This is a genomic window from Streptomyces coffeae (genome assembly GCF_016741875.1).
Classification (GTDB): Bacteria; Actinomycetota; Actinomycetes; order Streptomycetales; family Streptomycetaceae; genus Streptomyces; species Streptomyces coffeae.
The window spans coordinates 22,481-35,717 of sequence record NZ_JAERRF010000002.1 but is presented as its reverse complement, the minus strand read 5'-3'; the positions used below and the strand labels follow the sequence as shown (position 1 = coordinate 35,717).

The 13,237-nt window shown below is 70.8% G+C and carries 10 protein-coding genes; 6 read left to right on the top strand and 4 right to left on the bottom strand.

Annotated elements, in window-relative coordinates; genetic code table 11:
- Positions 1–44: 44 nt before the first annotated feature.
- Positions 45–1,196, bottom strand: a complete 1,152-nt coding sequence (locus JK363_RS02600) for an XdhC family protein (protein WP_201871032.1) — start codon at positions 1,194–1,196, stop codon at positions 45–47.
- A 50-nt stretch (positions 1,197–1,246) separates the two neighbouring features.
- On the opposite strand from JK363_RS02600, the gene JK363_RS02595 reads away from it, so the two are divergent.
- The 5 genes from JK363_RS02595 (at position 1,247) to JK363_RS02575 (ending at position 6,800) form a co-directional block, all read left to right on the top strand.
- Positions 1,247–1,840, top strand: a complete 594-nt coding sequence (locus JK363_RS02595) for a 2Fe-2S iron-sulfur cluster-binding protein (RefSeq protein WP_201871030.1) — start codon at positions 1,247–1,249, stop codon at positions 1,838–1,840.
- Positions 1,837–2,838 carry an FAD binding domain-containing protein gene (locus tag JK363_RS02590; protein WP_201871028.1) on the top strand — a complete coding sequence of 334 codons (1,002 nt, stop codon included), beginning with the start codon at positions 1,837–1,839 and terminating at the stop codon, positions 2,836–2,838. Before JK363_RS02595 ends, JK363_RS02590 begins: the two co-directional genes overlap by 4 nt.
- Positions 2,835–5,000, top strand: coding sequence for a xanthine dehydrogenase family protein molybdopterin-binding subunit (locus JK363_RS02585; RefSeq protein WP_201871026.1), 2,166 nt, complete (start codon positions 2,835–2,837; stop codon positions 4,998–5,000). Before JK363_RS02590 ends, JK363_RS02585 begins: the two co-directional genes overlap by 4 nt.
- 10 nt (positions 5,001–5,010) lie before the next feature.
- Positions 5,011–5,658, top strand: coding sequence for a TetR/AcrR family transcriptional regulator (locus tag JK363_RS02580; protein WP_201871024.1), 648 nt, complete (start codon positions 5,011–5,013; stop codon positions 5,656–5,658).
- Between the two features lie 248 nt (positions 5,659–5,906).
- On the top strand, positions 5,907–6,800 hold the full coding sequence (locus JK363_RS02575; protein WP_201871023.1) for a lysozyme: 894 nt from the start codon (positions 5,907–5,909) through the stop codon (positions 6,798–6,800).
- A gap of 29 nt (positions 6,801–6,829) precedes the next feature.
- Here the strand turns inward: JK363_RS02575 and JK363_RS02570 are convergent, their stop codons facing one another.
- The 3 genes from JK363_RS02570 to JK363_RS02560 form a co-directional block, all read right to left on the bottom strand.
- Entirely contained in the window at positions 6,830–7,438 is a 609-nt protein-coding gene (locus JK363_RS02570; protein WP_201871021.1) for an extensin, read from the bottom strand.
- 227 nt (positions 7,439–7,665) lie between these two features.
- Positions 7,666–8,910, bottom strand: a complete 1,245-nt coding sequence (locus tag JK363_RS02565) for an acyltransferase family protein (protein ID WP_201871019.1) — start codon at positions 8,908–8,910, stop codon at positions 7,666–7,668.
- Positions 8,907–11,201, bottom strand: a complete 2,295-nt coding sequence (locus JK363_RS02560; protein WP_307821567.1) for a glycosyltransferase — start codon at positions 11,199–11,201, stop codon at positions 8,907–8,909. The genes JK363_RS02565 and JK363_RS02560 overlap by 4 nt, the downstream gene beginning before the upstream one ends.
- Before the next feature lie 776 nt (positions 11,202–11,977).
- On the opposite strand from JK363_RS02560, the gene JK363_RS02555 reads away from it, so the two are divergent.
- Positions 11,978–13,162, top strand: a complete 1,185-nt coding sequence (locus tag JK363_RS02555; RefSeq protein ID WP_201871010.1) for an FAD-dependent monooxygenase — start codon at positions 11,978–11,980, stop codon at positions 13,160–13,162.
- Positions 13,163–13,237 lie beyond the last annotated feature (75 nt).

The following is a 13,237-nucleotide window of genomic DNA, read 5'->3' as shown; positions in this document are numbered from 1 at the left end:
CGGGGACCATTGTGACCACCGCGCCGCGCGGCGGTGACACCGTCTCAGCCGCCGGCTGCCGAGGACATCGGATGGTCGCCGTGGATCCGGCCGCCGAGGGAGGTGAGACGGGTCCCGCTACCGCCCCAGCGGTCGGCGATGATCTCGGCGGCGATGCTGACCGCGGTCTCCTCCGGGGTCCGGGCACCCAGGTCCAGGCCGATCGGTGAGGCGAGCCGGGCCAGTCGGTCCTCGCCGAGCCCGGCGGCGCGCAGCCGCCGGAGCCGGTCGTCGTGGGTGCGGCGGGAGCCCATGGCGCCGACGTACGCCAGCGGGAGCCGCAGCGCCTCCTCCAGCAGCGGTACGTCGAACTTGGGGTCGTGGGTGAGGACGCAGACCACGGTGCGCTCGTCCACCCGGCCCGCCTCCGCCTCGGCGCGCAGATAGCGGTGCGGCCAGTCGGTGACCACCTCGTGGGCCTCGGGGAAGCGGCGCTCGGTGGCGAACACCGGCCGGGCGTCGCAGACGGTGACGTGATAGCCGAGGTAGACGCCCATCCGGGCCATGGCGGCCGCGAAGTCCACGGCGCCGAAGACCAGCATCCGCGGCGGCGCGGCGTGCACCGACACGAACAGGGTCAGCTCCTCGTCGGTGCGGGTGCCGTCGTAGCCGTAGGCCAGGGTGTCGGTGCGGCCGCTCGCCAGCAGTCCACGGGTGTCCTCGGCGACGGCCGCGTCCAGCCGCGCCGAGCCCAGTGAGCCGGAGGTGCCGTCGGGCCGGACCACCAGCCGCCGCCCCAGCCGCCCGTCCGGGTCGGGGCCGGTGACGGCCACACAGATCACCTCGGCCACCGGCTCCCCGGCGGCCACCGCCTCGGCCACTCCCCCGAACTCGGGGAAGCCGTCGGGGTCGACGCGCTCCACGAAGACATCCATGATGCCGCCGCAGGTCAGCCCGACCGCGAAGGCGTCGTCATCGCTGACCCCGTAGCGCTGGAGCACCGGGGTGCCCGCGGCGGTCACCTCCTGGGCCAGTTCGTAGACGGCCGCCTCGACACAGCCGCCGGAGACGCTGCCCACCGCGGAGCCGTCGGGTCCGACCAGCATGCTCGTACCGGGCGGCAGCGGCGAGGAGCGCCAGGTCGCGACCACCGTGGCACGGGCGAAGGGCTCACCCTCGCGCCACCACCGGTGCATCTGAGCTACGACGTCTCGCATGGATTCCCATTCTCCTCGCACCCGATGTAAGAGGTTGATACATTCAATGTATGAGCCTCTCACATCAATCACCGAGCAGCGACATCACCTTGCGGATCAATGGCACGGACCACCCTCTGACCATCGACAACCGGACGACCCTGCTCGATGTGCTGCGCGAGCGGCTCGGCCTGACGGGCACCAAGAAGGGCTGCGACCACGGCCAGTGCGGTGCCTGCACCGTGCTGATCGACGGCGAGCGGGTGAACAGCTGCCTGATGTTCGCGGTGACCGCCGAGGGGCGGGAGATCGTGTCGATCGAGGGCGTGGCCGAGCTGGACGGCGGCGCCGGACTCCACCCGGTGCAGCGGGCGTTCCTCGACCACGACGGGCTCCAGTGCGGCTACTGCACCCCGGGCCAGATCTGCTCGGCCATCGGCGCCCTGGGCGAGGCCCGGCGCGGCTGGCCGAGCCATGTCACCGAGAACACCGCGGCGGGCGTGGCCGACGCGGCGGAGCTGGACGCGCAGGAGGTGCGGGAGCGCATGAGCGGCAACCTGTGCCGCTGCGGCGCGTACAACGGCATCGTGGAAGCCGTCCTGGAGGCCGCGGGCGCGTCCGCCGACGGCACCGCCACCGCGAGCACGTCCGGGGGCGCGCGATGAAGGAGTTCGCCTACGCCCGCGCGGGCGACGCCCAGGAGGCGGCCGAGCTGATCGCCCAGCGCCCCGACGCCACCTATCTCGGCGGTGGCACCAATCTGGTGGACCTGATGAAGCTGGGGGTCACCGACCCGGGTCTGCTGGTGGACGTGTCCCGGCTGCCGTACGACCGGATCGAGCACCGCGACGACGGCTCGGTGCTGATCGGCGCCACCGTGCGCAACGGCGAGCTGGCGGGCGACCCGGGGATCCGGGACCGCTTCCCGATGCTGTCCCAGGCGCTGCTGTCGGGCGCCTCCGGGCAGTTGCGCACCGTCGCCACGGTGGGCGGCAATCTGCTCCAGCGCACCCGCTGTGTGTACTTCCAGGACGTGGCCAAGCCGTGCAACAAGCGCGAGCCGGGCACGGGGTGCCCCGCGATCCAGGGCGCCCACCGCGATCTGGCCGTGCTGGGCACCTCCGACCACTGTGTGGCCTCCCATCCGTCCGACATGGCGGTGGCGCTCGTGGCGCTGGACGCGGTGGCCCATCTGCGGTCGGTGGACGGTGCCACCCGCACCGTGCCGGTGGCCGAGCTGTATCTGCTGCCCGGGGACACCCCGCAGCGGGAGACCGTCCTCGAGCACGGCGATCTGATCACCGGCGTCGAGCTGCCCGCGCCGCCACCGGGCGCGGCGATGCGCTATCGCAAGGTCCGGGACCGCTGGTCGTACGCCTTCGCCCTGGTCAGTGTGGCCACTTCGGTGTCGGTGGCCGACGACGGCTCACTCACGGACGTCCGGATCGCGCTCGGCGGAGTGGCGCCGCGGCCGTGGCGGGCGAGCGTCGCCGAGGAGCGGCTGCGGGGGCGGCGGCCGGACGAGGAGACGCTGCGCGAGGCGGCGCGGGCCGAACTGGCCGCCGCGCGCCCGCTCCCCGACAACGCCTTCAAGGTCGATCTGACCGTGGATCTCATCGTCGCGGGCATCCGCGACCTCATCGCGAGGAAGGACCGCGCATGACCACCATCGAGCGGACGGTCGGCGCCCCGATGACCCGGGTCGACGGCCTGGACAAGGTGACCGGGGCCGCGCGCTACGCCTATGAGTTCCCGATCGGGGACGTGAGCTATGTGTGGCCGGTGCAGGCCACCATCGCACGTGGCCGGGTGACCGGGGTGGACGCCGCTGCGGCGCTGTCCCGGCCGGGTGTGGTGGCGGTGCTGGACTCCGGCAACGCCCCGCGGCTGAACGCGGAGGCCGAGGTGAGCGCGGATCTGTTCGTGCTCCAGTCCCCCGAGGTGGCGTACCACGGCCAGATCGTGGCCGCGGTGGTGGCCACCTCGCTGGAGGCGGCGTGCGAGGGCGCGGCGGCGGTGCGGGTGAGCTATGAGCAAGAGCCGCACGATGTGGTGCTGCGCGCCGACGACGAGGCCGCCGAGATCCCCGAGACGGTGACCGACGGCACCCCGGGCTTCGTGGAGCGCGGGGACACCGACGCCGCGTGGGCCGCCGCCCCGGTCCGCGTCGACCACGTCTACACCACACCGGTGGAGCATGTGAGCCCGATGGAGCCGCACTCCACGATCGCGACGTGGGACGAGGACCGGCTGACCCTGTACAACTCCGACCAGGGCCCGTTCATGAGCGCCCAGTTGCTGACCGGGCTCTTCGGGCTCGAGGACGGCGCGGTGGAGGTCGTGGCCGAGCACATCGGCGGCGGCTTCGGATCGAAGGGGATTCCCCGCTCCCCCGCGGTCCTGGCCGCGCTGGCGGCGCGGGCCGCGGGACGGCCGGTGAAGATCGCGCTGACCCGGCAGCAGATGTTCGCGCTCATCCCCTACCGGGCGCCCACGATCCAGCGGGTGCGTCTCGGTGCCGAGCGGGACGGCCGGCTGACGGTGATCGAGCACGAATCGGTGCAGCAGCGTGCGCGGCTGGTGCCGTTCGCCGACCAGACGGTGAGCTCGTCGCGGATGATGTACGCCGCGCCCAGCGCCCGGACGACGGTGAAGACGGCGCCGCTGGATGTGATGACACCGGCCTGGTTCCGCGCCCCCGGCCATACACCGGGCATGTTCGCGCTGGAGTCGGCCATGGACGAACTGGCCGAAGAGCTGGGCATGGACCCGATCGAGCTGCGGATCCGCAATGAGCCGGAGGTCGACCCGGGCACCGGCAAGCCGTTCAGCAGCCGCAGCCTGGTGGCGTGTCTGCGCCAGGGAGCCGCCCGGTTCGGCTGGGAGCGGCGCGATCCGGCGCCGGGGATCCGGCGTGAGGGCAGCTGGCTGGTGGGCACCGGGGTGGCCGCCTCGCACCACCCCGACTACACCTTCCCCTCCTCGGCGCTCGCGCGTGCCGAGGAGGACGGGACGTTCCTGGTCCGGATCGGCGCGGCCGACCTCGGCACCGGTGCCCGTACGGCGATGACGCAGGTGGCGGCGGACGCGCTGGGCATTCCGCTGTCGCGGCTGCGGCTGGAGATCGGCCGTGCGTCGCTGGGCATGGCCCCGTTCGCCGGTGGCTCGCTGGGCACCGCGTCCTGGGGCTGGGCGGTGGACAAGGCGTGCCGGGCGCTGGTGAAGGAGCTGGACGCCTACGGCGGTGTTGTCCCGGACGGGGGTCTGGAGGTGCGGGCGGACACCACCGAGGACCTGGGCAACCGTCCGGAGATGTCCCGGCACACCTTCGGTGCCCAGTTCGCCCAGGTACGGGTGGACCGTGACACCGGTGAGATCCGGGTGGACCGGATGCTGGGGATGTTCGCGGCCGGGCGCATCATCAATCCGCACACGGCGCGCTCGCAGTTCCTGGGCGCCATGACGATGGGTCTGTCGATGGCCCTGCTGGAGATCGGGGAGGTCGATCCGGTCTTCGGCGACTTCGCCAACCATGACTTCGCGGGCTATCACATCGCCGCCCACGCCGATGTGCCCAAGCTGGACGTGGCGTGGCTGGAGGAGCGGGACAACAGCCCCAATCCCATCGGCGCCAAGGGCATCGGCGAGCTGGGCATCGTGGGCGCGGCGGCGGCGATCGCCAACGCCTTCCACCATGCGACGGGGCACCGGGTGCGCGATCTGCCGATCCGTCTGGAGCGCTCGCGCGAGGCCCTGCGAGCGGCCCGGGCCGAGGACGATATGCGCAGGCCGGCGGGGGGTGAGCAGCGGGGCCGGGTCGGATAGGGTCGCCCGGATGGCAGCCACCGGGAAGGGACGCGACACCTACCACCACGGCGATCTGGCCGTGGCGCTGGTGCAGGCCACCTTGGAGATCGTGGAGGAGGTCGGGGTGCGTGGCTTCTCCGTCGCGGAGGCCGCGCGCCGCACCCGGGTGAGCCCGGGGGCGCCGTACCGTCATTTCGCGGACCGTGACGCCCTGCTGGCAGCCGCCGCCCTGGAGGTCTCGCGGCGGCTGCGGGCGATCCACGAGGAGGCCATCGCCACCGTCGAGACCCCTCAGGAGCGACTGGCCACGGTGGCGGGCAGCTATGTGCGCGCGGCTGCCCGCTACCGGAGCGGGTTCGACATCCTCAACGCCCCAGGACTGCGCGCCTCCCGACCCGAACTGCGGGACGCCACCAGGGAGTTCATCGATCTGCTGCTGCCGAGCGCCTTCGAGGTGCTGCCGCCCGGCCGGGGGGCGGAGACGGCGGTGGCGCTGCTGGACGCGCTGCACGCGCTGGCCCGGGGCTATGTGGCGCTGCTGCTCGACGGCAAGTTCGGCGATCCCGGCGAGGTGGCGGAGGCCATCGCCGCCCGTGCGATCGGGGCGGCGCGGGCGCTGGTGGCGGGGTACTGCGCACCGGACGCCCCACCGGCGGGCGATGCCCCGGTGTGCTGATGGATTCCACCTCGGCCACGGATGGCGGAACATTCCGCGAAATTCTTGGACGTTGACGTGAATTCACGGTTTCCCAGCGCATAGCGGGTTGCGCTGCCCCTCGGTTGCCGTGGGGCACTGCCGCAACCTCTCGTTCGGCTCCCCTGCCGCGGATCTCCACGTACCTTCGAATGCGGAACGGAGGCACCGGTTTTCTCGGTGCCTTCGCACCTGCTCTCCCCCACGGAGCACCCATTCCGGAGGCATACATGTCCTTGAAATCCGGTAAGGGCGCGCACCGGGCCCCATCCCCGCTGCGCTCCCCCTACGCCCTCGTCGGACTGGGGGCCGCGGTCACCGCCGCCGTCCTCGCCACCCTGGGACCCGCGCTGGCCTCGACGCCGCCCCCCGGCGCCGGTCCCGCCGCCGGATCCCCGTCGCCCTCGCCCCTCGCACATCCTGAGCAGGACTGGATGGGCTCGACCATCGCCGACCACGAGGCCACCGACCCCGATGCCACCCCCAAAGCCACCCTCACGACCGGTGTGGAGGGGGTGGACGTCAGCAACCATCAAGGAGAGGTCGACTGGGCCGCCCTCTGGAACTCGGATGTCCGGTTCGCCTACGTCAAGGCCACCGAGAGCACCGGCTACAAGAACCCCTCGTTCTCCGCCCAGTACGACGGAGCCGCGGAATACGGCATGATCCGCGGCGCGTATCACTTCGCCCTGCCCGACCGGTCCAGTGGCGCGGACCAGGCGGACTACTTCGTGAGCAACGGCGGCGACTGGACGGACGACGGCACCACACTGCCACCCGTACTGGACATCGAGTACAACCCGTACGGAACATCCTGTTACGGGCTGACCCAGGCCCAGATGATCGACTGGATCAAGGACTTCAGCGGGACGGTGGCGGAGCACACCGGGCGTACTCCGGTGATCTACACCACCACCAGCTGGTGGACGACCTGCACCGGCAACAGCCCGGATCTGGCGGAGAATCCGCTGTGGCTGGCACGTTACGCCGCCACCCCCGGGCCGCTGCCGGCCGGATGGTCGTCCCACGCTCTGTGGCAGTACACCTCGACCGGGCCGGTGGTGGGCGACCACGACCGTTTCCACGGTGATCTGGACGCCTTGAGGGATCTGGCGAAGGGGTAGGCGTGCAGCCGCCGAGCGCACCCCGGGCGTCAGCCGCCGAGCGCACCGCCGATGCCGCCGATCACACCGTCGAGGGTGTCGCCCACGCCGTCCACCACACCGTCCACCGCACCCTTGCCCTTGGGCTGCGGCGACGGCGACTGCTCACTCGGCTCGTCCGAGGGGCCGGTCGGATCGGCGCTGGGAGTCCGGCTCAGTTCGGTGTGCCCGGTGGACACCTGGTCGGCACGCTGGGCCGGAGGTGTGGTGGTGTCCGACGGAGTGTCCTTCGTGGCGCCCTCGGACGGGGTGCCGGGCGTGGCATGCCGTCCTGAGCCGCCGTCGGTGTGCGTACCGCGGCCGGACGACGAGGCGTCCGGAGTCTTCTGACCGTCCTGGGTGTTCGACACGGGCTTGGGCTCGGCGGAAGCGGACGGGGTGACATGGCTGCCGGTGGACGTGTTGTCCTCCGCAGGAGCGGCGTCCGGCGACTGCTTCTGCGCCGAGTTCACATCGGAGCGCGCCTCGACGGACCGGTCACCGCCGATGGACGAGTGAAGGCCGAAGGCGATGGTGCCCGCCACACCGAGGGCGGCGGCCGCCTTGAGCGTGTTGGCGCGCGCCTGCTGCGCTGGTGTCGGTCGGCTGTGTCGCCCCATTGTGTCGCTGTCTCCCCGTTGTGCGTGGCTTGTGCACGGTGGTGCCCGGCTGGTTGCGGCGCACCAGTAAAGCCTGATCACAGCGGTGAAGGACAGCCCGATGCGCAGTTGTTACACACTCAACAACGTGGCGGATAGTATCCCGTGACCCTGCCGCGCCGCAGCGGGCGGGGCGTACATGATGTGCGGTCCCCGGTGTGCGATGCCACACACCGGGGACCGTGGATTCACGGCCGGGCGGCCGCTTCCGGATAGAACTCCCGCGGACGGCCGCGGGAATCCTTCAGCCGCGCCAGCAGACTCGCCGGGTATTCGATGGCCCAGTAGCTCAGCAGCGCCACCGGGACGGCCACCGCGAGCACCACCACCACGGCGAGGGGGAAGCCCTCCTGGCCCGACGGAGGCAGCAGCCCGCCCCGGTAGAGCGCGAGCATGATCGGCTCATGCCAGACGAAGAGGCTGTAACTGGCCATACCCACCAGGGTGATCCAGCGGGTCGTCAGCCACGCGCTCCACCGTCCGTGGCGCCGTACGTGGACGGTGCTGAACAGCAGCAGGGTCCACAGCAGGGCGGACAGCGGGTGGTAGAAGACGGTGGCGGGGTCCTGCGCCTTCTCACCGGTCAGCGACAGGGTGTACAGACCCGCCGCCGCGGCCAGCCGCAGGACGATCGCCGAACGCGGGCCGAGCCTCCCGCGGTCGCCGAGGGCGACCGCCGCCACCGCAAGGCCCATACCGGCCGCGAACGCGCCGAAACGGGCCTGCGGCCCGAAGTACACCGGCCATTCGGTGTGCGGCACATGGAATCCGTAGCGAGCCACTGCGATCCAGAGGAACGGACCGATGTACAGCAGCGCGCACCCCGCGGCGCACACCGCCACCCGCGCGGACCTCCGCTTCAGCGGCCGGGTGGCGCGGACGGCCAGGGGGCCGAGCGCCACCAGCGCGAAGTAGAACATGATCTCCAGTGACAGCGACCAGGTGGGGCCGATGGTGTAGAAGATCTGCTCCTTGTCGAACACCTGGGTGAAGGTGAGGTGGCGGACCAGATCCGTCCATTCACCGGGCAGGGTCGGGTTCCGCGTCGCCCAGACGAACGCGACCGCCAGGAAGTACAGCGGCACGATCCGCACCGCCCGCCGGAACAGGAAGGTGCGGGCCGGCCGTGTGGAGGCCCCGTCGATCGCCGCCTTCGCGTAGGACAGCGTCAGCAGGTACGCCGACAGCACGAAGAAGAAATCGATCACCTCCAGCGAGACCAGCGCGTTCGCGTACCGGTTGGCCACCGGCGGGTGCGAGCCGTCCCGGTCGTAGGTGAAGTACTGCTGCCAGACGTGGAAGACGACCGTGGAGAGCGCGGCCAGTCCGCGGAACCCCTGGATCTCTCCGTTGCGGGCACGGGCGGGCTGCTCCGGCCGCTTCGGCGCGGCGGGCGGGGCGGGACGGACCGGTGCCGTGGACACGGTGCTCATGAGCGGGCCACCGCCTTGCCGTCGCCGGGCCGCGGGGTGACCCGCCACTGACGGTCCCGCAGCACCTCCTTCAGCAGCGCCTGCCGGGCCACGAAGTTCTTGAAGTGGCTGTAGAAGAAGGTGGACACCAGCAGATAGCGCCAGAACCACCCCTTACGGCGGCGCAGTTCGGGAACGGCCAGCCGCCATGCGAACAGCGCCTGCACCACTCCGGCGGACAGCGTCAGCAGGGTGGCCAGCAGACAGATCGGCACCGCCCAGTCGAGCTGGTCCACACCGCCCGCGCGCCACGCCGAGTACAGCAGCACGGGCAGAATCTGGAGGGTCAGCCACGGCTGGATCTCACGCCATCCCAGCAGCACCAGCAGCCCGGCCTTCTGCCGGGCGGTGAACGCCTTGGAGCGCAACGCCCCGCGCAGATACTTCAGCGACACCTGGAGCCAGCCCTGCGCCCAGCGGGAGCGCTGGTTCCACAGCGCCGTGAGGGTGGTGGGCGCCAGCTCACGCGAGACCAGGGTGCGGTCGGTGGCGAACCGGGCGCCCTCGTGCAGGGCGCGCATAGTGGAGTCGATGTCCTCGGTGAGCATCGTGCTGTGCATCCGGGTACGGGCGAGCAGATCGGTGCGCCAGAAACCATTGGAGCCGCCGAACACACCGAAGGTGTAGAGCCGGGTGCGCCCGGGGTGGCTGACGGCGTAGATCGCCTCGAACTCCACACTCACCAGCTTCGACACCCATGAGCTGTCACCGTTGCGGACCACACAGTGGCCCTGGACGACGTCATAGCCGTTCGAGAGCCAGTGCCAGGCGTGCTGGAAGGCGTCGGGGGCCGGGTGGTGGTCGGCGTCGAAGATGCCGACCACCTCACCGCGCACCCGTGTGACCGCGGCGTTGATGTTCTGGGCCTTCGAGGTGCTGCCCGCCACCGGCAGCAGCACCAGCCGGGGGTCGCGGCGGGCCATCTCCCGCAGGGTGTCCTCGACGGGCATGGGGTGCGGCGTGTTGTACGCCAGCACGATCTCCAGCTCGTTGGGGTACTCCAGGCGCAGGAACGACTCGACGGTGTCCACGATGGTGGCCGCCTCGTTCGGCAGATACGCGGCGATGACCGCGCTGGCCGGTGGATACGGCTGTGAGGGGCGCTCGGGACGGGGGGTGGCGTCGAGCGAGAAGAGGCACTCCAGCACGATCAGCCCGGCGGAGAGCACCAGGCCGGACACCACCACCCAGTACGCCGCCGAGCCGACATCCCAGCCCAGCTTGTACATCTGCTGGTAGAACACGAACGGAATGCCCACGCCGAGCACCAGCACCAGTAACGGCGACAGCGCGGAGAGCAGTCCGCGGACGGCCTCGGCGAGGACGCGGCGGCCACGGGGCGCGCCGCGCATCCATGCCGCGTACTTGACCGGCCGCAGATCGCGGTGGCGGATCGACTCGGCCACCGCGTCCCGGGCTCGCTCCACCGCCTGAAGACGGTCGGGGCAGTCGGCCAGCGGAACCCATCCGATCGCGGGGGTCAACCGGACGTTCTCGTCGGCCACCACAAAGCGGGTGCCGGCCACCGCGTTGGCGAACTTCTGAAGATTGCCGCGGGCGGTGTCCTCGTCGACACCCGGCATCAGCATCAGCAGCCGGCCGTCCTCGTCCCAGCCGAGCCGGTCGCAGAAGTCGCCCAGTTTCTCGGCCACTCCGGCCAGCCGCTCCGCCACCTCACGGCGTACGCGTGAGCCCAGCCGGGCTTCCAGGGCGGGCATCTCGGCCACGGCCACCATGGCCACCACACCACCGGTGCGGCTGGTCTCCACCCGCCGCAGCTCCCGGTCGAGTTCGCCGAGGAAGTGGCGCTGGGAGTACAGACCGGTGCGCGGATCGAGCAGCAGGTTCTCGACCGGAACCGGAACGCGGCGCAGCTTGGCCTCGATCCGGGCGGACAGTTCCACGGGGTCGGAGGTATCGGGTACGCAGTCGTCTGCGCCACCGCGCAGCAGGTCCGCGACATCGTCGGGGCCGGGGGCGGTGGTCACCATCACCAGAGGCAGGGCCCGGCCGGCGGGGGCGGCGCGGACCTCCCGTATCACCTCCAGACCGCGCTGGGTGTCATCGAGCGCGACGATGGCGTCCGGTGGCGACTGCCGCACCTGGCGGTCGATGTCGCCGGGCACCGCGTGGCTCACCTCGTGCCCGGTCGACCGCAGGGTGTGGGTGAGTTGGTCGAGCCGCGGTCCGGGCGAACCGACCGCCAGCACATGCCCGCTCTGGCCCGGTGTGCCGTTTCGGGGGGCGGGCACGGCTCGTGGGGACGTTTCGCGTGATCGTGGCTGGTGCGAAGTGAGCACCTGATCCGTTCCTTTCTCACAGATGTGCATCACCGAACGGCCATGGGCGCGCCGGACCGCCGGCCGGGCGGGAGAAGACCGCCGGGCCCGTCGTGGCTGCGGACGGGCAGGGCCGGTAGTAAGGAGGCGTCGCCGAGGAGCCGGCGCGCCGGGGTGGGTGCGGCGGGCACATCGAGGTGCCGCCGCGGTCCCGGACCGGGCCGGTCTCGCGGTGGATCTGCCGTTCGGCAGGGACTTCGGCGGCTACGCCGTGGCCATGACCGATCCGCGCGGGGAGAGGTGAGGTCTCCGGCGGGGTCTGGGACAGGCGCGCGCTGCGGCGTCAGGCCCTCGGGACACGCGAACGTGCTCCAGTGAAATCTTCATGTGGTCCCATCCTGTTCGGATCGTGGGGGGCGGACCGAACATCACCAGTGCGACCGTACCGGCGTTTTTGGTCTCGCTGGTCGGAAACACCAGTCTCATCGATCACAGTGGAACCTCACAACACATCGACGTAACACTCTCGTTAATGGCTCACTTCCCCACGATGTCGGCACACCCGACGGTGTGCCTTTGCAACTGCGTTGTGCGGAAGGTGTGTTGAGCGTGGGGAAGGCGTGTCGATGGGGCGTCGGCGCGACGTCGGTGTGCCGTCGGTGGGCATCGGTCCGCTGTCGGTGGCCTGTCGGTGTGTTCCAGAACTCTTCGGATATCAGTGAAAACCCCAGGCCGAAACGGAGAACACCATGCGCGGGACGAGGGTTCTGATTTCCGGCGCCAGTATCGGCGGACCAGCACTCGCCTACTGGCTGGACCGCTATGGATTCCAGGTCACGGTGGTGGAACGGGCCGCGGGGCTGCGCCCGGGCGGGCAGGCGATCGATGTGCGGGGACCGGCACTCGAAGTGTGCGAACGCATGGGTGTACTGGCCGGGATTCGCCGCCGGAGCACAGGACTGCGCGGCATGTCGGTGGTCGACGACGACGGCAAGGAACTCTTCAGCACCACCGAACGGACGGCCTCCGGCGGGGAGCTCGCAAGCCCCGATGTGGAGATCCTGCGGGACGATCTGGCCTCGATCCTCTTCACCGCCGGCGGCAGCGGGATCGAGTACCTCTTCGACGACTCGATCGCCGCGCTCGCCCAGGGCGGTGACGAAGTGGCCGTCACCTTCCGGCGTGGCGCCAAGCGCGCCTTCGACATCGTGGTGGCCGCGGACGGGGTGCACTCCAGCACCCGGGCGATGGTCTTCGGACCGGAGGAGAACTTCCTGCGCCACCTCGGTGTCTATCTGGGGGTGTGGACGGTGCCGAACTACCTCGAGCTGGACCACTGGCAGGTGATCTACCGCACCCAGGGCCATGCCTGGGGCGGGATGGTGATGAGTGTCCGCGACAACACCGAGGCCCGTGTGTTCGTCGGCTACACCTCGGACGATCCGCCCACCCGGGTGCTCGACGGCTCGACGGTGTCGGACCGGAAGCGGCTGGTGGCACAGGCATATGCGGACGTCGGCTGGGAGATGCCACGGATGCTGGAGTACATGTGGGGCGCGCCCGACTTCCACTTCGACTCGGTGTCCCAGATCCGGATCGACTCCTGGTCACGCGGTCGGGTGGCGCTGCTGGGCGACGCCGGCTACTGCGGCTCACCGCTGTCGGGCCAGGGCACCAGCATGGCCCTGATCGGTGCCTATGTCCTGGCGGGTGAGCTGAAGGCCGCGAACGGCGATCACACCACGGCCTTCGCGGCCTACGAGCGGGAACTGCGTGACTACATGACGACCCATCAGGACTTTGCGCTGTCCAACAAGAAGCGGATGGACGCCGCCATGTCACAGGATCCGGCCACGGTGAGCCCGGAGACGATGGTGGACGGGCTGGCCGACGCTCAGGAGATGATCAACTCGCTCACCCTGAAGGACTACTGACCCGCGCCTCCCGTCGCGGCCGGAATCACCGGTCACGACGGGAGGTCCGCGCTCATGGCACCGTGTGCCAAGCCC

Bases quoted from the DNA above. Each gene is read 5' to 3' on its own strand.
- JK363_RS02600 (WP_201871032.1), bottom strand. From the start codon at position 1,196: ATGCGAGACGTCGTAGCTCAGATGCACCGGTGGTGGCGCGAGGGTGAG.
- JK363_RS02590 (WP_201871028.1), top strand. From the start codon at position 1,837: ATGAAGGAGTTCGCCTACGCCCGCGCGGGCGACGCCCAGGAGGCGGCC.
- JK363_RS02595 (WP_201871030.1), top strand. From the start codon at position 1,247: ATGAGCCTCTCACATCAATCACCGAGCAGCGACATCACCTTGCGGATC.
- JK363_RS02570 (WP_201871021.1), bottom strand. From the start codon at position 7,438: ATGGGGCGACACAGCCGACCGACACCAGCGCAGCAGGCGCGCGCCAAC.
- JK363_RS02555 (WP_201871010.1), top strand. From the start codon at position 11,978: ATGCGCGGGACGAGGGTTCTGATTTCCGGCGCCAGTATCGGCGGACCA.
- JK363_RS02565 (WP_201871019.1), bottom strand. From the start codon at position 8,910: ATGAGCACCGTGTCCACGGCACCGGTCCGTCCCGCCCCGCCCGCCGCG.
- JK363_RS02585 (WP_201871026.1), top strand. From the start codon at position 2,835: ATGACCACCATCGAGCGGACGGTCGGCGCCCCGATGACCCGGGTCGAC.
- JK363_RS02580 (WP_201871024.1), top strand. From the start codon at position 5,011: ATGGCAGCCACCGGGAAGGGACGCGACACCTACCACCACGGCGATCTG.
- JK363_RS02575 (WP_201871023.1), top strand. From the start codon at position 5,907: ATGTCCTTGAAATCCGGTAAGGGCGCGCACCGGGCCCCATCCCCGCTG.